The organism is Pantoea sp. At-9b, assembly GCF_000175935.2.
GTDB lineage: Bacteria > Pseudomonadota > Gammaproteobacteria > Enterobacterales > Enterobacteriaceae > Pantoea.
Map to the genome: position 1 here is coordinate 3,258,095 of NC_014837.1, position 20,757 is coordinate 3,278,851.

The window sequence follows — 20,757 nt, forward strand, 5'->3', positions numbered from 1 at the left end:
CACCGAACCGATCATGGCTTTACTGATTACCCAGCGTTGCATCAACTGTGACATGTGCGAACCGGAGTGCCCTAATCAGGCCATCAGTCTCGGGGATGCCATCTACCAGATTGATAGTGACCGCTGCACCGAATGTGTCGGCCATTATGATGTGCCGACGTGTCTGAGCGTGTGCCCGATCGATAACACTATCATTCCCGACCCTCAGCACCCCGAAAGCCGCGAGGCGCTGTGGGAGAAATTTGTGGTGCTACACCACTAATTTTCGATAATCACCGTGGCACAGGCGTAATGACGTTCATCCGCCAGCGTGACATGCACATGTTGCACCCCGAGCTGGCTGGCAATATCGGCGGCATGCTGGAAGAAACGCAGCCCCGGTTTGCCCAGCGCATCGTTATAGACTTCAAACTGGTTGAACGCCAGCCCGCCACGGATGCCGGTGCCAAACGCTTTTGCCGCCGCTTCTTTCACCGCAAAGCGCTTCGCCAGAAAACGCACCGGCTGCTGGTGCGTCTGATATTGTTGCCACTCAGCTTCGCTTAACACACGGCGCGCCAGGCGATCGCCGGAACGCTCAATCACCCCGGCAATACGCTCGATCTCAACAATATCGGTGCCCAGCCCGAGAATAGCCATTAACGGCGCGCTTCCCGCAGCAGCAGCTTCATCTCTTTTACCGCTTCAGCCAGACCACTCATCACCGCACGACCAATAATCGCGTGGCCGATATTCAGCTCATGCATTTCCGGCAGCGCTGCAATCGGCAGCACGTTATGGTAGGTAAGACCGTGGCCCGCATTCACTTTAAGGCCAAGGCTGGCCGCAAAGGTTGCCGCTTTACGAATACGCTCCAGCTCCGCATCGCGTGCCAGGCCTTCAGGCGCTTCTGCGTAGGCACCGGTGTGAATTTCAATGTAAGGTGCACCGCTCGCCACGGCCGCTTCGATCTGGCGATGATCGGCATCGATAAACAATGACACCAGAATACCCGCCTCGCTCAGCAGCTTCACCGCAGCATTGATTTTATCCTGCTGACCCGCCACATCGAGGCCGCCTTCGGTGGTCACTTCCTGGCGCTTTTCCGGCACCAGACAGCAAAAGTGCGGTTTGATGTCACAGGCAATGCCAACCATCTCATCGGTCACCGCCATTTCCAGGTTCATGCGCGTCTGGATGGTATCGCGCAGAATACGCACGTCACGATCGGTGATATGGCGGCGGTCTTCACGCAGGTGCACGGTAATGCCATCCGCGCCAGCTTGTTCAGAAATAAATGCGGCCTGCACCGGATCGGGATAATTCGTGCCACGTGCGTTACGAACAGTGGCGATGTGGTCAATGTTGACCCCTAACAGCAACTCAGCCATGACAATCCTTAACTAGGTTTAGTGTGTTTGCAGTGTACCGCGCGGCGGCAGGACTGGCATCATTCGCGCGTCGCATCCGGCTTCTTTTTCGGCACGAACTGGCGAAAGAGTTCCTGACTCTTGAGCGGTTTGCCACCCAGATACGGCTTCAGCGCCATCCTGGTAAAGCGTTTGGCCGCACGCAGGCTATCGGCATCAGGGAAATCACGTTCCCAAAGCGCCCGCAGTTGGCGGCCGGTAAAACTCCGCTGATTCACCACCAGGCTGGCAATAAATCCTTTCTCTTCACGATAGCTGTAGGTCATACCGTCATCCACTTCTTCGCCGCTGCCTGCACAGTGCAGGAAATCGACGCCGTATCCCAGATGGCCAAGTAACGCCAGTTCGAAACGGCGCAAGGCTGGCTCCGGTGTCCCGCTAGCAGCGGCCAGTGCCTGGATACAATTCAGGTAATCAAAGAAAAGATCAGAGAACGGAATTTCCTGCTCCAGCACCCGTGACAGCAATTCGTTCACGTACAGGCCGCAGTAGAGCGTGATACCACTCAGAGGGAGCGCCAGCGAGACCGCTTCAGCGTTGCGCAGCGTTTTGACTTCGCCACGCCCGCCCCAGCGCACCAGCAAGGGGGTGAAAGGTTGTAACGCACCTTTGAGTTGCGAACGACGCGAACGTGCACCTTTGGCAAGGACACGCACCCGCCCTTCGCTTTCGCTAAACAGATCGAGCAGCAGGCTGGTTTCGCTGTAAGGGCGACTATGCAGCACAAAGGCGCGTTGCCAGCCTTCCATCGATTAGAGGTCGTCTACATAACCCAAGCTGCGCAGCGCACGTTCGTCATCCGCCCAGCCAGATTTGACCTTCACCCACAGCTCAAGGTGGACTTTGGCCTCGAACATCTCTTCCATATCTCTGCGCGCTTCGATACCGATGGTTTTGATTTTGGCACCTTTGTTGCCAATCACCATTTTCTTCTGACCTTCACGTTCGACCAGAATCAGGCCACTGATATCATAGCCACCGCGTTCATTAGTCTCGAACTTTTCAATCTCAACGGTGACGGAATACGGCAGTTCGGCACCGAGGAAACGCATCAGTTTTTCACGGATGATCTCGGAAGCCATAAAGCGCTGTGAACGGTCGGTGATGTACTCTTCCGGGAAGTGGTGCTCCGCTTTAGGCAGGCGCTTACGCACGATCGCGGCGATAGTATCGACGTTTTTACCCGTTTCCGCAGAGATCGGCACGATATCCGTGAAGTTCATCTGCTGACCAAGGAACTGGAGATGCGGCAGCAGGATGCTTTTATCCTGGATGTTATCCACCTTGTTTACCGCCAGCACCACCGGCACTTTGCCGTCACGCAGCTTGTTCAGCACCATTTCGTCATCTGGCGTCCAGCGCGTGCCGTCAACCACGAAAATAACCAGTTCAACGTCACCGATGGAACTGCTGGCAGCACGGTTCATCAGGCGGTTAATCGCCCGTTTCTCTTCCATGTGCAGTCCGGGTGTGTCCACGTAGATAGCCTGATATGGCCCTTCAGTATGGATACCCATAATGCGGTGACGCGTGGTTTGCGGCTTGCGTGAGGTGATCGACACCTTCTGCCCCAGTAACTGGTTCAGCAAGGTGGATTTGCCGACGTTCGGTCGGCCAACAATCGCGACAAAGCCGCAATAAGTTTCGTGTTCGCTCATTCGAGTCCTGACTTAATCAGCACCGGTCAGGGTGCTGCGATGTGACTATTCGAGGCCGAGTTTAATCAGCGCCTGTTCGGCGGCGGCCTGTTCTGCTTTACGGCGGCTGGAGCCTACGCCCACCACCGGTTCAGCCATGCCACTCACCTGACAGTGAATGGTAAATTCCTGATCGTGGGCTTCCCCACGCACCTGCACCACCAGATACGAGGGCAGCGGCAGATGACGTCCCTGCAAAAACTCCTGCAGGCGCGTTTTCGGATCTTTTTGTTTATCACCCGGACTGATTTGTTCCAGTCGCGTTTGATACCAGTCGAGAATCAGCTTTTCGACGTTTTGAATATTGCTGTCGAGGAAGATGCCGCCAATCAGCGCTTCCACGGTATCAGCAAGAATCGATTCGCGGCGGAAACCGCCGCTTTTCAGTTCACCCGGCCCCAGACGTAAGCATTCGCCAAGGTCGAATTCACGCGCCATTTCAGCCAGCGTGTTACCACGTACTAGCGTAGCACGCATGCGACTCATGTCGCCTTCATCAACCCGCGGAAAGCGGTGATAAAGCGCATTGGCAATCACATAGCTGAGAATTGAATCGCCAAGAAATTCGAGACGCTCGTTGTGTTTACTGCTGGCACTGCGGTGAGTCAGAGCCTGTTGCAGCAATTCCGGATGAGTAAAAGTGTAGCCCAGTTTGCGCTGCAGCTTGTTAATGAGGATGGGGTTCATGCGATTCCAGTTCTTCTGTGCGTCTGTCACTCTGCATACGAAACAGGGCTGAGGTTCCAACACGTTCCGTTTCGTGTGCAGTGGCTCCCCGCAGGGAGCCAACCGTTTATCAGTGAATACCGCCAATGCGACTTAAGCGCACGCCAGTTGGCCACTGTCCTTCTTGTTTCTCAAAGCTCATCCAGATAGCAACCGCTTTACCGACCAGATTTCTCTCGGGCACAAAGCCCCAGTAGCGACTGTCGGCACTGTTATCACGGTTATCACCCATCATGAAATACTGCCCCTGCGGCACAATCCAGCTCGACTGAGGCTGGCCTGGCTGCTGGTAGTACATGCTCGCCTGACTCTGCGCTTCGTTAACCAGCAGAATATCGTGCGTCACGCTGCCCAGCGTTTCTTTACGTGTACCGAGGCGTAAGCCACCACGCATGGTTTCACCCTGAGGGACCTGGAAGAAACCATTGCCGGTTTCATTACCATCAAAGCCGCTGAAGGTCTGAATAAAGCTGCTTGGCTCAATATTGGTATAGGTGATCGGCAGCGCGGTGTCGCATTTGCCATTACCACAACCCGGATTGACCGTCAGGGTTTTGCTATAGGGATCATAAACCACTTTGTCACCCGGCAAACCAATAACCCGCTTGATGTAATCCATGCTGGGATCTTTCGGGTATTTGAATACCGCGATATCGCCACGCTGCGGATGCCCCGTGGGGATCAGCGTCGTTTGCGTAATCGGGTCTTTCAGGCCGTAGGCAAATTTTTCCACGAGGATGAAATCACCAATCAACAAGGTGGGCATCATCGAACCCGACGGGATCTGGAACGGCTCGTAAACGAATGAACGCACGATAAAGACCACCGCCAGCACCGGGAAAACCGAGGCGGCGGTTTCCACCCAACCCGGTTGTGCAGAGACTTTCGCCAGCGTTTTGCTGTCCAGCGTATTGCCAGCCTGCGCTTGTGCAGCAGCCTGTTTCGCGCGACGCGCCGGTGCCCATTTAAAACGATCAATACACCAGATAACACCCGTTACCAGGGTGGCGATCGCCAGAATCAGGGCGAACATATTAGCCATTGAGGTTCCTTATTTGCTGTCTTTACCGACATGCAGAATGGCAAGGAATGCTTCCTGCGGCAGCTCAACGTTACCGACCTGCTTCATTCGCTTCTTACCTTCCTTCTGCTTCTGCAACAGTTTTTTCTTACGGCTAACGTCACCGCCATAGCATTTCGCCAGAACGTTTTTACGCAGCTGTTTGACCGTTGAGCGAGCGATAATGTGGTTGCCAATTGCTGCCTGAATCGCGATATCGAACTGCTGGCGGGGGATCAGATCTTTCATCTTTTCCACCAGCTCGCGGCCACGATATTGCGAGTTATCACGGTGAGTAATCAGCGCCAGCGCATCGACACGTTCTGCGTTGATCAGCACGTCGACACGCACCATGTCAGAGGCCTGGAAACGTTTGAAGTTATAATCCAATGAAGCATAGCCACGCGACGTCGATTTCAGACGGTCAAAGAAGTCGAGAACCACTTCCGCCATCGGAATTTCGTAAGTCAGCGCAACCTGGTTGCCGTGGTAAACCATATTTGTCTGAACACCACGCTTCTCAATACAGAGCGTAATGACGTTGCCGAGAAACTCCTGCGGCAGCAGCATATGACACTCGGCGATCGGTTCGCGCAGTTCTTCAATATTATTCAGCGGCGGCAGCTTAGACGGGCTGTCAACGTACACTACTTCGCCATCTGTGGTTTCCACTTCATACACCACGGTCGGTGCGGTGGTGATCAGATCGAGATCGTATTCACGTTCCAGACGTTCCTGGATGATCTCCATATGCAGCAGGCCGAGGAAGCCACAGCGGAAGCCGAAGCCCAGCGCAGTGGAGCTTTCCGGCTCGTAAAACAACGATGCATCGTTCAGGCTCAGTTTGCCCAGCGCATCGCGGAAGGCTTCATAATCATCAGAGCTGACCGGGAACAGACCGGCATACACCTGCGGCTTCACTTTTTTAAAGCCTGGCAGCGCTTTATCTGCCGGGTTGCGTTGCAGCGTCAGGGTATCGCCCACGGGCGCGCCGAGAATATCTTTAATGGCGCACACCAGCCAGCCTACCTCGCCGCATTTCAGCTCAGTACGATCAACTTGTTTAGGGGTGAAAATCCCCAGGCGATCGGCGTTGTACACCTGACCGGTGCTCATCACTTTAACTTTATCGCCTTTGCGCAACGTACCGTTTTTAATACGGATCAGCGACACCACGCCGAGATAGTTATCAAACCACGAGTCGATGATCAGCGCCTGCAATGGCCCTTCCGGATCACCTTCCGGCGGCGGAATGTCACGCACCAGACGCTCCAGCACATCCGGGACACCGACACCGGTCTTGGCGGAGCAACGAACGGCATCGACCGCATCAATACCGACGATGTCTTCAATCTCTTCCGCGACACGTTCCGGATCAGCCGCAGGCAGGTCGATCTTGTTCAGTACCGGTACGACTTCCAGATCCATTTCCATGGCGGTATAGCAGTTCGCCAGCGTCTGTGCTTCTACGCCCTGACCTGCATCGACCACCAGCAACGCCCCTTCACAGGCCGCCAGAGAGCGCGATACTTCATAGGAGAAGTCCACGTGTCCGGGAGTGTCGATAAAATTGAGCTGGTAAGTTTCACCGTTCAGCGCTTTGTAATCGAGCGTTACGCTCTGCGCTTTAATAGTAATGCCGCGTTCACGCTCCAGATCCATCGAATCCAGAACCTGCGCCGCCATCTCACGATCGCTCAGGCCACCACAAATTTGGATCAAACGGTCTGACAGCGTCGATTTGCCGTGGTCGATATGAGCGATGATAGAGAAATTTCGTATGTGCTTCATTTATATGAATATCTTCACTTATAATATCAGTTGAATACTTGAGCACAGACACATTCAGGAAATGGAGTTTTACCTGGAACCCTGTCAGCCTCATTAATGACGACGCATATTACACTGTTAACGCCTTGCGTTAAAGAATGGAACTGCGGGGAATCGCAACAGATTTCAGCGGCTAAACGCCGTGATAAAGACCGCGTTCGACGCGGCCCGGCAAGAATCAAACTTCAGTTTCCACCCGCATCGCATCAGGCGGCAAAGCAACGTTGAGAATCACTGGCTGAAAAGCCTCGCGTTCACCGAACACCGCAGAAACGCCCTTCGCCACAATGAAGCCACCCACGCCGCCCAGTAACGCACCACAGGCGGAAGCCAGATCGCTGTGGAACAGCATTTGAAACAGGCCCGCGACCAGAAACAGGCCAAACAGTGGCGTCATATAAACCAACAACGCTGAACCCAACAAACTGCTTTCACGAATGCCCAGCTCGATACGCTGACCAGGCTGCAACGGTTCCGGGCTGGCGATTTGCATCACATGCGCATTTTTTGGCCCCAGCTTATTCAGCATATGGCTGCCGCAACCTTTACGCGCCGAGCAACTGTTACAGGAGGTTTTCGCTTCTGTATGCAGCGTCGCGATACCCTCTTTCCACGCCACCACGGTGGCCCATTCTCTCATCATTTTGCTGATCCCGAATCAATGCTGTCCGCAATACGTTTTGCTGTGGTCGGTGGAATCTCACCCACCACGGTAATCTCGTTATTATTGCGCACTTCAGTCTGCACCGTGCGACGCCCAGTGCGCAATGTCTGCGCAACACTGCTTTTATCTGCGGGCGTTACATTTATCGCAAAACTGAACAGACCATCGCTATAGAGACGGGATTCAACGGTTTTGCTCATTGCCGGGATATCACGGCGACTCTGCGAGATCAACGTCATCCCCGCCGGAAGCCATGTCGGCTGCCAGTTGAGCTGAACTTTATCGCCAGCCGGTAACGACAGGGTGGGTGGCAGATTGGCTTTCTCCAGCCCCTGCATCAGATTACGCACGCCTTCATCAACAGCAAAACTGATGACACGGAACTGCTCCAGCGTTTCGCCGTCGCGATCCAGCAAGTCGATACGTAGTGGCAATTTAGTATCGACATCCAGCCACACCACATAGCTGTAACGCGAGCCGTCACGGGAGACGATACGAACCACTTCACACAGCTGATCGGCAATACGTGAACGCCCCACCGGAATGAAATCATAGGCATTGCTCAGGCGGGTGAAGTCGGCAAACATCAGCGGCGGCAACGCATCGATAATGTGGTTGCCGGGCAGCGAGAACGGATCAAGACCCGGTTCGAAGTAGCTGATATCGTTGCCACGCTGAATCACTTCACGACGCGGACCGTCCATCTGCAATAACTGAGCAAAGATACGGTTATCGATCACCGCATGACGATAACGCAAAGATTCAATGCCCAGACGTGAGACATTGATGTAAGCGAATTCGTAATTGAGGGACTGGCTTGCCTGCTCCATCTGCTGTAACAACGCCCCGGACGCAGAGGTCTGCGCCGGGGCGGTAGATGTATAAAGCAGGCTGCCTGCCAGCAGGCTAACGGCACACCAAAGCTGCTTCATTACTGCTGCTGAATTCCTAACGACTGATTACCGGGAACATTCGCTTGCGCCTGTTGCGGATCGTTCTTCTCAAACTGAACCTGATCAGCATGCAGACGACGTTGCAGCTCATAATCTTGCAGCATCGCATTGATGCGACGACGCTGTTCCTGCACCTGCTGGTTTGAACTGTTGGTATCAAACGCATCAGACGGCACACCGAGACTTACCGGCGAAGCCTTGCCCATCATCGGCAGCGTATTGAACACGGGCGAATCGGACGCTTCTGTTGCGCTGCTACCTGCTGGCTGGTTGTAATGTTGAACACCGACAATCACCGCCAGCGAGACACAGGCCGCTACGCCAACCTGCGCCAGTTGCGCTGTCCAGGAACCGGACTTGCGCCAGAACGGCATTTTCTTCCAGCGCACCGGTTCGGGCTGTGCTTCAGGGATCAGCGAAGTCACTTTACGTACCGGCTCATTTTCGATGGCTGCCGCCACGCGCGCGGAGATATCAAAATGCAGCACTTCACCCACATCGCCCCGCAGGGTGTCGCGGATCAGATGGTAGCTTTCCCAGCTTTTTTGCAGATTTGCATCCCTGGATAACGACGCCAAAAGCTCGTTATCTAAAGTTTCACCATCCATTAAAGCGGAAAGTTTTTCTTTCTGCATGCTTTGGTACCCTTCCAGTAGCCGTTATCACTGACGTTGGATAAGCGGTTGAACTTTATTATCAATAGCCTCTCGTGCACGGAAGATACGAGAACGTACCGTACCGACCGGGCAATCCATGATGGCGGCAATCTCTTCGTAACTTAACCCATCAAGTTCTCTGAGGGTGATTGCCATACGAAGATCCTCAGGTAGCGCCTCAATGGTACGAAAAACAATTTGTTTCAGTTCGTCAGACAACATTAAGTTCTCAGGGTTCGAAATTTCTTTTAATGCCCCCGCACTTTCGAAGTTTTCCGCATCAATTGCGTCAACATCGCTGGTCGGCGGACGGCGCCCCTGAGCCACCAGATAATTTTTTGCTGTATTTACCGCAATACGGTACAGCCATGTGTAAAACGCGCTGTCGCCACGGAACGATTCCAGTGCGCGATACGCTTTGATAAAAGACTCCTGTACCACATCTGGCACATCGCCCGATGGGACATACCGTGAAACCAGGCTCGCCACTTTATGCTGGTATCGAACCACCAGTAAGTTAAATGACTTTTGATCTCCCTTCTGAACCCGTTCAACGAGAACCTGATCCGTTAACTGCTCGCTCATCCGAGGTAATGTCTCCCCAAACTCTTTTTTTATGCGTAAATGAACTGCCAGCACATCTCATTGTTCTGAGCAAGCATGCGCTTAGAGTCATATTCTGGCATGAAGTTCACCACGACCTGAAAATTTTCCGTACCGGAACCCAGACGTTTTTGTTGTTGATTGTCTTTCAGTGTAGCGACTTGCCGCGCTGGCAGCGTCATATTCGGCACCGATAATCGCTGGCAGAGTAACCCATGACGCCATGATTTTCATCTTTATTACCTGAATTTTCAGTAAGTTTGGTATAAAAAACACGTAAAGGTTATTTTCAGACATAACTTACTGAAATCGCGCTATTATCGCCGTGAATCGCTGAATTCATCGACGAAATCTGTTTAAAATACTTCACAGCTGCCGCATCCGGGCTTATGCTCGGGGGACCTTTTGTTTAGTAAATTAAACATTATGACTTCCCTACCCGATTATCAGTGCGATGTCCTTATCGTCGGCAGCGGCGCTGCTGGCCTGTCGCTGGCGTTACGCCTGGCACCGCATTTTCAGGTTACGGTCCTGAGCAAAGCCCAGGTGAATGAAGGTTCAACGTTTTATGCCCAAGGCGGCATTGCGGCGGTGTTTGATGAAACCGACAGCATTGAATCGCATGTGGAGGATACGCTGATTGCCGGAGCGGGGTTATGCGATCGCGACACCGTCCGTTTCATCGCCAGCAATGCGCGCGACTGCGTGCAATGGCTGATTGATAATGGCGTGGCGTTCGACAAAGAGCCGCAGGGTGATGGCGAAACCCGCTACCACCTGACACGTGAAGGCGGCCACAGCCATCGCCGTATTTTGCACAGCGCCGATGCAACCGGCCGCGCGGTGGAAACCACGCTGGTCAGCCAGGCCCTTAGCCATCCCAACATCCGCATTCTTGAGCGTACCAACGCCGTTGATCTGATTCTATCCGATAAAATTGGCGTGCCGGGGCCACGGCGCGTGGTGGGCGCATGGATCTGGAACCGTAACCGCGAGCAGGTTGAAACCTGTCGGGCACGGGCGGTGATCCTCGCCACAGGTGGCGCGGCCAAAGTGTATCAATATACCACTAACCCGGATGTCGCGTCCGGGGACGGCATTGCCATGGCATGGCGTGCCGGTTGCCGGGTGGCGAATCTGGAGTTCAATCAATTCCACCCTACCTGCCTTTTCCATCCGCAGGCACAAAATTTCCTGCTCACCGAAGCGTTACGCGGCGAAGGCGCATGGCTGCTGCGCCCAGACGGGACGCGCTTTATGCCGGACTTTGATCCGCGCGCCGAACTGGCACCGCGCGATATCGTCGCGCGTGCCATTGACCACGAAATGAAACGTCTGGGCGTCGATTGCATGTATCTCGACATCAGCCATCAACCGGCCAGTTTCGTTCGCGCTCACTTCCCGATGATCTATGAAAAGTTGCTGACGTTTGGCCTTGATCTGACCAAAGAGCCGATCCCGATCGTTCCGGCTGCCCACTACACCTGCGGCGGCGTGATGGTTGATCAACAGGGGCGCACCGATGTCGATGGCCTGTATGCCATTGGTGAAGTGAGCTATACCGGCCTGCACGGCGCTAACCGTATGGCTTCGAATTCCCTGTTAGAGTGTCTGGTGTATGGCTGGTCTGCCGCCGAAGATGTGATGCGTCGTCTGCCGACGATACAACAGGTTGATCAGTTGCCGGCGTGGGATGAAAGCCGCGTTGACGATGCCGATGAACGCGTAGTGATTCAACATAACTGGCATGAGCTGCGGCTGTTTATGTGGGATTACATGGGCATTGTGCGCACCACGAAACGGCTGGAACGCGCGTTGCGCCGCATCAACCTGCTGCAACAGGAAATTGATGAGTACTACGCGCATTTCCGCCTGTCCAACAATCTGTTGGAACTGCGCAACCTGGTGCAGGTCGCTGAACTGATGGTGCGCTGTGCACTGGATCGCAAAGAGAGCCGCGGTTTACATTACACACCGGACTACCCGAACTTGCTGGCAGAAGCGCTACCTACCGTTCTGGCACCGCCCCACTACATGAACAAGTAGAAATCCCGCGTCAGACTGCACCAATCCTCCGAGTATTGTGTGCTTTCATCGCGGATGGCCAACCGCTCCATCAGTTGTTCCCCGGCCGAGGGGGAGAAGCCCAACAACACCCGATGGGGCGGTCGGTGGGCATATTCAGCAACGTCATAGCGAAAACGCAGATGCCAGCCGTCCTGCTGTGCCTGTTCAATCATGCTTTGGCCGAGTGACTCCGGCAGCACCACGCAAAAAAAGCCTTCTTCTTCAATTAACTGCGCAGCACAGCGCAGCAAGGTCTGATGATCGAGCGTATCCGTAGATCGCGCGGTAGCCCGTTGCGGCGTGGCGCATGCTACGCCTGGGGCAAAATAAGGGGGATTGCTGACAATCAATGAGTAACGTTGTTCGCAGGCATCCGCCCATTGGGCAATATCGGCCTGATGGAGGGTTACCCGCGCGGCCCAGGGGGAGGCCTGCACATTCTCCTGCGCCTGCTGTGCAGCGTCAGCATCCAGCTCCACCGCATCAATTTGCACCTCATCCGCGGTACGCTGGGCAATCATCAGGGCAATCAAACCGCTGCCGCTACCGATATCCAGTACGCGTCGCACCCCCGCCACCGGTGCCCACGCACCCAACAAAATACCATCGGTGCCGACTTTCATGGCACAGCGATCGTGGGCAATAAAAAATCGCTTAAAGGTAAAACCATTTTTTTGTAACTGAGGCCGCGGATGCGGCGTCGTTTCTGTCATTCTCTGCAACCACTCAACAAAATCTGCCCAATGGCAGAGCTTCAGTGTAACGTGACATAGCAGGGAAAACATCTCCTGGCATGGCGACATTGGCACACAAACAGATGAAGATTATGTTTGTTCTGTCTATAATCAGCGCCCCAAACTGAGGTAGACCATGACCGTAACCACATTCTCCGAACTCGAACTCGACGAAAGCCTGCTGGATGCCCTGCAGGAAAAAGGCTTCACGCGCCCGACAGCCATCCAGGCTGAGGCCATCCCTGCCGCGCTGGAGGGCCGTGACGTACTGGGTTCAGCACCGACCGGAACGGGGAAAACCGCAGCCTATCTGCTGCCGGCTATGCAGCACCTGATCGATTTTCCTCGTAAAAAATCAGGCCCGCCGCGCATTTTAATTTTAACACCCACGCGTGAACTGGCGATGCAGGTTGCCGATCATGCGCGTGAGTTAGCGAAACATACGCATCTGGATATCGCCACCATCACTGGCGGCGTTGCCTACATGAACCACGCTGAGGTATTCAGCGAAAATCAGGATATCGTGGTAGCGACCACTGGCCGCCTGCTGCAATACATCAAAGAAGAAAACTTTGATTGCCGTGCGGTTGAAACCCTGATCCTCGATGAAGCCGACCGTATGCTCGACATGGGATTTGCCCAGGATATCGAGACCATCGCAGGCGAAACCCGCTGGCGTAAGCAGACTCTGCTGTTCTCTGCCACGCTGGAAGGCGACAACATTAAAGACTTCGCTGAGCGCCTGCTGAACGACCCGGTTGCCGTCGAAGCGGATCCCAGCCAGCGCGAGCGTAAGAAAATCCAGCAGTGGTATTACCGTGCCGACGATCTTGAGCATAAAACCAAGCTGTTGGTACATTTGCTGAAACAGCCGGAAGTCACCCGCTCGATTGTGTTTGTCCGCAAACGTGAGCGCCTGCATGAGCTGGTCACCTGGCTGCACGAAGCCGGAATCCGTTGTAGCTATCTTGAAGGCGAAATGGTGCAGGCCAAACGTAACGAGGCTCTGAAACGCCTGAATGATGGCCGCGTTAACGTATTAGTCGCAACCGATGTTGCGGCTCGCGGCATCGATATCGAAGATGTCAGCCACGTGTTCAACTACGACATGCCGCGTACCGCGGATATCTATCTGCACCGTATCGGACGTACCGCGCGTGCCGGACGCAAAGGCATCGCACTGTCACTGGTTGAAGCGCATGATCATGTGCTGCTGGGCAAAATCAGCCGCTACATTAATGAGCCGTTGAAATCACGCACTATTGATGAGTTGCGCCCGGAGTCACGCGCACCCAGCGCTAAAGTGACAGGCAAACCGTCGAAAAAGGTGCTTGCGAAGCGTAAAGAGCAGAAAGAGAAAGAAGCTGAGAAACCGCGTGTGAAGAAACGTCACCGCGATACCAAAAACATTGGCAAACGCCGCAAAGCAAGCGGTTCCGGCACACCGGAACAGAATGCGGAATAAATCAGCGCCCTGACGATAAAGTCGCCTCATTTGAGGCGATTTTTTTATCCCTTACCGCCCAAAAAAGCCATTCCAGATCTTTTCTGCCGTCAGCTGAGATAAAGCCAGCCATCTTGATCATTGATGAACACAAAAAGGCCGCCCCGGCATACACCGGTGCGGCCTGAATTGCTGTGTGTCTTTTCGTCAGTAATACAAAAAGCCGAATTACAGGCTTTCAGTGAAAGTACGGGTGATCACGTCACGTTGTTGTTCCGGGGTCAGTGCGTTGAAACGCACCGCATAACCGGAGACGCGAATGGTCAGCTGTGGGTAATTTTCCGGATGCTTCACGGCATCTTCCAGCGTTTCACGACGCAACACGTTAACGTTCAGATGCTGGCCGCCTTCAATACGCACCTCAGGTTTCTGCTCCAGCGGGATTTCGCGGTAAGCAATTTCGCCGAGATCGCTGATGGCAACGACCTGATCTTCAGCAAAATCACCTTTTGCACACAGACAACGTGCTTCCGATTTCTCATCGTCCAGCAGCCAGAATGAATTCAGTAACTGCGGATTGTTGGTTTTAGTAATTTGAATACCGGTAATCATAGATGGCCTCCTGAGCCTGGCGCTGCCGCAGGCGAACAGCGTAGTTAGCGAAATTTTGTGATGCTCAGGTATATCACTGCAACAAACCAGCCGTTTTGACCTGCATCAATTTCAGCCGGGCACACTGGCGACCACCCACTCTAATAAATTGATTTAAAATAATTTTCCCAATTAAATTTATTTTGTAAATTCTCAAATTTTTTTGACCTTCAGCTCGCCGCCAGGACGCGTTAAGCTAGGCGCAATTTTTTGGCAGGGAGTCAATGATGACCGAGAAGCTGACCTGGCACGATGTGCTGGCTGAAGAGAAAGAGAAACCTTACTTTGTGGAGACGCTGAAAGCGGTCGCCAACGAGCGCGCGGCGGGCGTCACGGTCTATCCGCCGCAAAAAGATGTCTTCAATGCCTTTCGTCTGACCGAACTGGGCGATATTAAAGTGGTGATCCTGGGTCAGGACCCTTATCACGGCCCAAACCAGGCTCATGGACTGGCTTTTTCCGTGCTGCCTGGCGTCGCTATCCCGCCCTCGCTGCTGAATATGTATAAGGAGCTGGAACAGGATATTCCCGGGTTTGTGCGGCCACAGCATGGATTTTTGGAGAGCTGGGCAAAGCAGGGGGTAATGCTGTTGAACACCGTATTAACGGTGCAGGCGGGCCAGGCCCATTCGCATGCGCGTTTTGGCTGGGAAACCTTTACCGACAACGTGATCAGTGCGATCAATCAGCATCGTGAAGGGGTGATTTTTCTGCTGTGGGGATCCCATGCGCAGAAGAAAGGCAGCATCATCGATCGCCAGCGCCATCACGTGTTGAAAGCACCACATCCTTCGCCGCTTTCCGCGCACCGCGGCTTTTTCGGTAGCAAACATTTTTCACAGGCCAACGCCTTGCTGGGCCAGGCCGGGCAAGCGCCTATCGACTGGACGCCGGTGCTACCGTGAAATAAAAACGGCCGCATCAGGCGGCCGTTTTTATTATGCGACGAATCAGCTTTTCGCTTTTGCCACAGCAACCATGGCCGGGCGCAGCAGGCGACCATTCAGCGTGTAACCACGCTGCATCACCATCATCACGTGATTCGGTGCAACGTCTTCGGACTCCATCATCGACATTGCCTGATGCACATCCGGGTTGAACGGGACATTGGTCTCGCCCACCACCTCAACACCAAACTTACGCACCGCACCCAGCAGGGATTTCAGTGTCAGTTCGATGCCTTCAATCATCGAGGCCAGCTCAGAATTCTCTTTGTCAGCCACTTCCAGCGCACGCTCCAGGCTATCAATCACCGGCAGCAGCTCGTTGGCAAATTTTTCCAGCGCAAACTTATGCGCCTTTTCCACATCCATTTCAGTACGACGGCGGATGTTCTCAATTTCCGCCTGCGCACGCAGCTGTGCATCACGCACGCCTGACTGTGACTGGGCTAACTCAGCCTCCAGTTGCGCGATACGCTCATCACGCGGATCCACCTCAGTTGCCGTCTCTGCGTCCACGTGCTGTTGATCCTGTTGAATTTCGTCTGAGACTTGCTCGTTTGGGGTGTTCTGTTCTTTACTACTCATGAATTTCTCCGCGTTTTGCACATTCATCTCGCTGTTCGCTTATTATGGGGATCAGTTTGACGGTTTCAAGGGAACCCTTCACATTGCCTGGCCGTTTTGGCTTATGAGGAACACCAGCCCAAATGAACAAACACTTTAACTGCATTGGAATTGTCGGCCATCCACGCCATCCAACTGCGTTAACCACCCATGAAATGCTCTGGCGCTGGCTAACAGCAAAAGGCTATGACGTGATTGTCGAGCAGCAAATTGCGCGTGAACTTTCGCTGAAAGATGTGCAGACCGGTTCACTGGCGGAAATTGGTCAACGCGCCGATCTGGCCGTTGTGGTGGGCGGTGATGGCAATATGCTCGGTGCCGCACGCGTGCTGGCGCGTTACGATATTAAAGTGATTGGCATCAACCGTGGCAATCTCGGATTTCTGACCGATCTCGACCCCGATAACGCGCAGCAACAGCTGGATGATGTCCTGCAGGGTGACTACTTCATCGAAAGTCGTTTTTTACTGGAAGCGCAGGTATGCAAAGAAGATTGCTCCCCGCGTATTGGCAGCGCCATCAATGAAGTGGTGCTGCATCCGGGAAAAGTGGCACATATGATTGAATTTGAGGTTTATATCGATGAAGTTTTTGCCTTTTCACAGCGTTCAGATGGTTTGATCATTTCTACCCCGACGGGTTCAACAGCCTATTCGCTCTCTGCGGGTGGCCCCATCCTTACTCCGTCACTGGAAGCCATTGTGCTGGTGCCGATGTTCCCGCATACCTTGTCGGCGCGCCCTTTGGTGATCAACAGCAGCAGTACTATTCGTCTGCGTTTCTCTTCACTACGCAGTGATTTGGAGATCAGTTGCGACAGCCAAATTGCGCTACCCATTCAGGAAGGCGAAGACGTGCTGATTCGCCGTAGCGCTAATCATCTCAATCTTATTCATCCGAAAAATTACAATTATTTTAATACGTTAAGCTCAAAACTCGGTTGGTCAAAAAAATTGTTCTGAAAATCATTCATCACCACTTTACTGGATAAAAAACCAGTTTATACTGTATGAAAAACCATATCTGTTTTTCTATACAGGTGAATGTATGCTGGCACAACTGACCATCAGTAATTTTGCTATCGTTCGTGAACTGGAAATCGATTTTCATCGTGGTATGACGGCGATCACCGGGGAAACCGGCGCAGGAAAATCCATTGCTATTGATGCTCTGGGCCTGTGTCTGGGGGGCCGCGCGGAAGCAGATATGGTGCGCCAGGGGGCGAGTCGCGCGGATATTTGCGCGCGTTTTCAACTGAAAGCCTCCCCTTCCGCTCAGCGCTGGTTGACTGAGAACCAGCTCGACGACGGCAACGAATGTTTATTACGCCGGGTGATCAGTGCCGATGGCCGGTCACGTGGCTTTATCAATGGCACATCAGTTCCTCTTTCTCAACTGCGTGAGCTGGGTCAGCTCCTGATCCAGATTCACGGCCAGCATGCCCATCAGTTGTTGCTCAAACCCGATCACCAAAAGCACCTGCTGGACGCTTACGCCGCACATGACGATGTCCTGGCGCAGATGCGTATCCATTATCAGCGCTGGCACCAAAGCTGTCGTGCTCTGGCGCAGCATCAGCAGTTATCGCAGGAGCGTGAAGCACGACGTGAGCTGTTGCAGTACCAGTTGAAAGAACTGAATGAGTTTGCCCCTCAACCCGGGGAGTACGAGCAGATTGATGAAGAGTACAAACGTCTGGCCAACAGTGGACAGTTACTCTCCACCAGTCAGCAGGCATTACAAATCCTCGCCGACAGCGATGACACCAACATGCAAAGCCTGTTGTACAGCGCACGTCAGATGCTGAGTGAATTGGTCGCGCTGGATGATAAGGTCGGCGGCGTCTTTAATCTGTTGGAAGAAGCGGCGATTCAGTTAAGTGAAGCCAGTGATGAACTGCGCCACTATTGTGACCGCCTTGACCTCGATCCCAATCGCCTGCATGAGCTGGAGCAACGCCTGTCGCGTCAGATTGCTCTGGCACGAAAGCACCACGTTACGCCTGAAACGCTGCCAGTATTGTACCAGCAACTGCTGGATGAAGCAGAGCTGCTCTCGCAGCAGGAAAGCGACCAGGAAACATTACAGGCTGCCGTCAGCGTACATCATCAGGAAGCGCTGGCGAGTGCCGAGATGCTTCATCAACAACGTGAGCGTGCGGCCCGGGAGTTGACGCATTTAATTACCCAAAGTATGCGCACACTGGCGATGCCGCATGGTGAATTTGCCATTGTGCTGGAGTTCAACCCGGATCAACTGACTGCCGAGGGTGCCAGCCGTATTGATTTCCGCGTTACCACTAACCCCGGGCAGCCGTTGCAACCGCTGGGTAAAGTCGCCTCCGGGGGCGAATTGTCGCGTATCGCCCTGGCGATTCAGGTGATTACCGCACAGAAAATGGAAACCCCGGCGATGATTTTCGACGAAGTGGATGTCGGTATCAGCGGCCCTACCGCCGCAGTGGTCGGTCAGATGCTGCGTCAATTGGGTGAATCAACCCAGGTAATGTGTGTCACGCATCTGCCACAGGTTGCAGGTTGCGGTCATCAGCATTTCTTCGTCAGCAAAGAAACGGATGGCGCCATGACCGAAACGCATATGCAACCTCTGGATAAGCGCGCGCGTCTACAAGAACTGGCGCGTCTGCTGGGGGGGAGTGAAGTCACGCGCAATACCCTGGCGAACGCGAAAGAACTTTTAGCAGCCTGATACCGCACTTTTTTCCGGCCCGGTGGTCATATGCTTGCTCTGTAGAGGTTTCAAATAGCGAAAAGGTTTATTATCATCGGCAACTTATGTCGCCAGAGTAATAAAGCCTGCCGCAGGCAGAGTTCAGAATTTGATGGCAAAAAAACAGCCTGGTGAAAGGCGTTTGGCCCCAGAAAAGGAATGTATAGATGCGCTGTAAAATGCTGACTGCCGCGGCAGTAGTAATGTTGATGATGACCGCCGGATGTTCCACCCTTGAGCGCGTTGTGTACCGCCCGGATATCAATCAGGGGAATTATCTGGTCGCCAACGATGTGGCTAAAATTCATACTGGCATGACGCAGCAGCAGGTCGCGTATACCCTCGGGACCCCGATGATGCGTGATCCCTTTGGCAGCAATGTCTGGTATTACATCTTCCGTGAAGAGCCGGGCCATGAACGCGTGAGACAGCAAACGCTGACGCTGACATTCGACAGCAATGGCGTGCTGACCAACATTGATAATAAACCGCGTCTCACGGTCGATGAAGGCTGAGTGAGCCGCAACAAAAAAGGCGCCTGAGCGCCTTTTTTGTTTCTGAGCTTCCGCTATTTCTTCTCAGCGGCGCGTTCCGCCCGCTGGCGTCGCATCTCTTTCGGGTCGGCAATCAACGGACGATAGATTTCTACCCGATCGCCATCCTGTAATACATCGTCCAGCTTGACCGGGCGACTGTAGACGCCGACTTTATTCGTGTTCAAATCGATATCTTTGCGCAGCGACAACAGCCCCGAGGCTTTAATCGCCTGCTCTACCGTTGCCCCTTCTTCAAGGGTCACGGTGCGCAGATACTGTTTTTCAGGTAGCGCGTACACCACCTCTACCGTCATATCAGGCACGATAAACCTCTTTGGCGCGCTGGGTGAACGCCTGCACCATACTGTTGGCCAGCTCTTTAAATACGCGGCCAAACGCCATTTCTACCAGCATATTGGTAAATTCAAAATCTAAACTCAGCTCAACTTTGCAGGCATCGTCCCCCAAAGAGACAAAACGCCAGCCACCGCTCAGCTTACGAAACGGACCATCAACCAGTTGCATATGGATGCTTTGATTGCTGGTTAAGGTGTTACGCGTGGTGAAAGTTTTACTGATGCCCGCTTTCGAGACATCGACAGCGGCGGTCATCTGATTTCCGCTGTTATCCAGCACCCGACTGCCGGTGCAGCCCGGAAGAAATTCGGGATATGAATCCACATCATTCACGAGCTGGTACATCTGCTCAGCGCTATAGGGGACCAGCGCTGAACGACTTATCTGGGCCATAATGGTTCCTGTTCATCACAAAACCGTTGAATAATACCATTTTCAGCCTTCAAACAAAAATTCACCGGTGTGCCAGCTGTGCTAAAATACCCTGTTTTTTACCGCCCCGCAGGACAGGGGATGCGTCCACAGACTGAGTGATGTAGACTACGCCGCACTATGACAAAGAAAAAAGCTCACAAACCCGGTTCAGCCACTGTTGCCCTCAATAAACGCGCTCGCCATGAATACTTCATTGAAGAAGAATTTGAAGCGGGAATGTCGTTACAAGGATGGGAAGTAAAATCTCTCCGCGCTGGCAAAGCCAACATCAGCGACAGCTATATTCTGCTGCGCGATGGCGAAGCCTATTTGTTTGGCGCGACTTTTCAGCCGCTGGCGGTGGCCTCTTCGCACGTGGTGTGCGATCCTACGCGCAACCGCAAACTGCTGCTGAAGCAGCGCGAACTCGATTCACTGTATGGCCGCGTTAATCGCGAAGGTTACACCGTAGTCGCACTGTCGATTTACTGGAAAAACGCTTGGGCCAAACTGAAAATCGGTGTGGCGCGTGGTAAGAAAGAGCACGACAAGCGCGATGACATCAAAGAACGCGAATGGAAGCTCGACAAAGCGCGTATCATGAAAAATTCCAACCGCTAAGGGATGGATTAAGCAGAAATTTTTGCTATACTTAGAA

General features: G+C 53.5%; 25 protein-coding genes. 8 read left to right on the top strand and 17 right to left on the bottom strand.

The genetic code is table 11. From position 1 onward, the window contains the following. Positions 1-13: 13 nt before the first annotated feature. Positions 14-262, top strand: a complete 249-nt coding sequence (locus PAT9B_RS14960; protein WP_013510119.1) for a YfhL family 4Fe-4S dicluster ferredoxin — start codon at positions 14-16, stop codon at positions 260-262. Here the strand turns inward: PAT9B_RS14960 and acpS are convergent. From acpS to PAT9B_RS30960, 12 genes are all read right to left on the bottom strand, one after another. Then, entirely contained in the window at positions 259-639 is a 381-nt protein-coding gene (acpS, locus tag PAT9B_RS14965) for a holo-ACP synthase (RefSeq protein ID WP_013510120.1), read from the bottom strand. The genes PAT9B_RS14960 and acpS overlap by 4 nt on opposite strands. Beyond that, a complete protein-coding gene (pdxJ, locus tag PAT9B_RS14970) occupies positions 639-1,370 on the bottom strand; it encodes a pyridoxine 5'-phosphate synthase (RefSeq protein ID WP_013510121.1) in 732 nt (243 codons plus the stop codon). The genes acpS and pdxJ overlap by 1 nt, the downstream gene beginning before the upstream one ends. A gap of 59 nt (positions 1,371-1,429) precedes the next feature. Beyond that, positions 1,430-2,158 carry a DNA repair protein RecO gene (gene recO / locus PAT9B_RS14975; RefSeq protein WP_013510122.1) on the bottom strand — a complete coding sequence of 243 codons (729 nt, stop codon included), beginning with the start codon at positions 2,156-2,158 and terminating at the stop codon, positions 1,430-1,432. Positions 2,159-2,161: 3 nt separating this feature from the next. Next, positions 2,162-3,067 carry a GTPase Era gene (era, locus tag PAT9B_RS14980; RefSeq protein ID WP_013510123.1) on the bottom strand — a complete coding sequence of 302 codons (906 nt, stop codon included), beginning with the start codon at positions 3,065-3,067 and terminating at the stop codon, positions 2,162-2,164. A gap of 45 nt (positions 3,068-3,112) precedes the next feature. Further along, the gene (gene rnc, locus PAT9B_RS14985; protein ID WP_013510124.1) at positions 3,113-3,793 is read right to left on the bottom strand and encodes a ribonuclease III; all 681 of its coding nucleotides are present in this window, start codon (positions 3,791-3,793) and stop codon (positions 3,113-3,115) included. Positions 3,794-3,902: 109 nt separating this feature from the next. Then, the gene (gene lepB / locus PAT9B_RS14990) at positions 3,903-4,874 is read right to left on the bottom strand and encodes a signal peptidase I (RefSeq protein WP_013510125.1); all 972 of its coding nucleotides are present in this window, start codon (positions 4,872-4,874) and stop codon (positions 3,903-3,905) included. Between the two features lie 9 nt (positions 4,875-4,883). Then, positions 4,884-6,683, bottom strand: a complete 1,800-nt coding sequence (gene lepA / locus PAT9B_RS14995; protein WP_013510126.1) for a translation elongation factor 4 — start codon at positions 6,681-6,683, stop codon at positions 4,884-4,886. 217 nt (positions 6,684-6,900) lie between these two features. Then, the gene (gene rseC, locus PAT9B_RS15000) at positions 6,901-7,365 is read right to left on the bottom strand and encodes a SoxR-reducing system protein RseC (RefSeq protein WP_013510127.1); all 465 of its coding nucleotides are present in this window, start codon (positions 7,363-7,365) and stop codon (positions 6,901-6,903) included. Next, positions 7,362-8,318: a sigma-E factor regulatory protein RseB gene (rseB, locus tag PAT9B_RS15005; protein ID WP_013510128.1), complete on the bottom strand. Its 957-nt coding sequence runs from the start codon at positions 8,316-8,318 to the stop codon at positions 7,362-7,364. The genes rseC and rseB overlap by 4 nt, the downstream gene beginning before the upstream one ends. Next, a complete protein-coding gene (gene rseA, locus PAT9B_RS15010) occupies positions 8,318-8,974 on the bottom strand; it encodes an anti-sigma-E factor RseA (RefSeq protein WP_013510129.1) in 657 nt (218 codons plus the stop codon). The genes rseB and rseA overlap by 1 nt, the downstream gene beginning before the upstream one ends. Positions 8,975-9,001: 27 nt before the next feature. Then, positions 9,002-9,580, bottom strand: a complete 579-nt coding sequence (rpoE, locus tag PAT9B_RS15015) for an RNA polymerase sigma factor RpoE (protein ID WP_013510130.1) — start codon at positions 9,578-9,580, stop codon at positions 9,002-9,004. A gap of 29 nt (positions 9,581-9,609) precedes the next feature. Beyond that, positions 9,610-9,780 (bottom strand): hypothetical protein, encoded by a 171-nt coding sequence (locus PAT9B_RS30960; protein ID WP_190274637.1) that lies wholly within the window; start codon positions 9,778-9,780, stop codon positions 9,610-9,612. Between the two features lie 244 nt (positions 9,781-10,024). On the opposite strand from PAT9B_RS30960, the gene nadB reads away from it, so the two are divergent. After that, the gene (gene nadB, locus PAT9B_RS15020) at positions 10,025-11,644 is read left to right on the top strand and encodes an L-aspartate oxidase (RefSeq protein ID WP_013510131.1); all 1,620 of its coding nucleotides are present in this window, start codon (positions 10,025-10,027) and stop codon (positions 11,642-11,644) included. Here the strand turns inward: nadB and PAT9B_RS15025 are convergent. Further along, on the bottom strand, positions 11,629-12,378 hold the full coding sequence (locus PAT9B_RS15025; RefSeq protein ID WP_013510132.1) for a tRNA1(Val) (adenine(37)-N6)-methyltransferase: 750 nt from the start codon (positions 12,376-12,378) through the stop codon (positions 11,629-11,631). The two genes, nadB and PAT9B_RS15025, sit on opposite strands and share 16 nt — an antisense overlap. Positions 12,379-12,535: 157 nt before the next feature. Between PAT9B_RS15025 and srmB the strand changes: the two genes are divergently transcribed. After that, positions 12,536-13,864 carry an ATP-dependent RNA helicase SrmB gene (gene srmB, locus PAT9B_RS15030; RefSeq protein ID WP_013510133.1) on the top strand — a complete coding sequence of 443 codons (1,329 nt, stop codon included), beginning with the start codon at positions 12,536-12,538 and terminating at the stop codon, positions 13,862-13,864. A gap of 207 nt (positions 13,865-14,071) precedes the next feature. On the opposite strand, the gene grcA is transcribed toward srmB, so the two are convergent. Beyond that, entirely contained in the window at positions 14,072-14,455 is a 384-nt protein-coding gene (grcA, locus tag PAT9B_RS15035) for an autonomous glycyl radical cofactor GrcA (RefSeq protein WP_013510134.1), read from the bottom strand. 266 nt (positions 14,456-14,721) lie between these two features. Here grcA and ung point away from each other — a divergent pair, with 266 nt between their 5' ends. Then, a complete protein-coding gene (ung, locus tag PAT9B_RS15040) occupies positions 14,722-15,399 on the top strand; it encodes a uracil-DNA glycosylase (protein ID WP_013510135.1) in 678 nt (225 codons plus the stop codon). A gap of 45 nt (positions 15,400-15,444) precedes the next feature. On the opposite strand, the gene grpE is transcribed toward ung, so the two are convergent. Continuing rightward, positions 15,445-16,023: a nucleotide exchange factor GrpE gene (grpE, locus tag PAT9B_RS15045; protein WP_013510136.1), complete on the bottom strand. Its 579-nt coding sequence runs from the start codon at positions 16,021-16,023 to the stop codon at positions 15,445-15,447. A 122-nt stretch (positions 16,024-16,145) separates the two neighbouring features. On the opposite strand from grpE, the gene nadK reads away from it, so the two are divergent. The 3 genes from nadK (at position 16,146) to bamE (ending at position 19,307) form a co-directional block, all read left to right on the top strand. Further along, on the top strand, positions 16,146-17,024 hold the full coding sequence (gene nadK / locus PAT9B_RS15050) for an NAD(+) kinase (protein WP_013510137.1): 879 nt from the start codon (positions 16,146-16,148) through the stop codon (positions 17,022-17,024). A gap of 85 nt (positions 17,025-17,109) precedes the next feature. Next, positions 17,110-18,771 (top strand): DNA repair protein RecN, encoded by a 1,662-nt coding sequence (gene recN / locus PAT9B_RS15055; protein ID WP_013510138.1) that lies wholly within the window; start codon positions 17,110-17,112, stop codon positions 18,769-18,771. 188 nt (positions 18,772-18,959) lie between these two features. Further along, complete coding sequence (gene bamE / locus PAT9B_RS15060; protein WP_013510139.1) at positions 18,960-19,307, top strand: outer membrane protein assembly factor BamE; 348 nt, start codon at positions 18,960-18,962, stop codon at positions 19,305-19,307. Positions 19,308-19,360: 53 nt separating this feature from the next. On the opposite strand, the gene PAT9B_RS15065 is transcribed toward bamE, so the two are convergent. Both PAT9B_RS15065 and PAT9B_RS15070 read right to left on the bottom strand, forming a co-directional pair. After that, positions 19,361-19,651 carry an RnfH family protein gene (locus tag PAT9B_RS15065; protein WP_013510140.1) on the bottom strand — a complete coding sequence of 97 codons (291 nt, stop codon included), beginning with the start codon at positions 19,649-19,651 and terminating at the stop codon, positions 19,361-19,363. After that, positions 19,644-20,078: a type II toxin-antitoxin system RatA family toxin gene (locus PAT9B_RS15070; protein WP_013510141.1), complete on the bottom strand. Its 435-nt coding sequence runs from the start codon at positions 20,076-20,078 to the stop codon at positions 19,644-19,646. Before PAT9B_RS15070 ends, PAT9B_RS15065 begins: the two co-directional genes overlap by 8 nt. 159 nt (positions 20,079-20,237) lie before the next feature. Here PAT9B_RS15070 and smpB point away from each other — a divergent pair, with 159 nt between their 5' ends. Further along, positions 20,238-20,720, top strand: a complete 483-nt coding sequence (smpB, locus tag PAT9B_RS15075; protein WP_013510142.1) for an SsrA-binding protein SmpB — start codon at positions 20,238-20,240, stop codon at positions 20,718-20,720. Positions 20,721-20,757 lie beyond the last annotated feature (37 nt).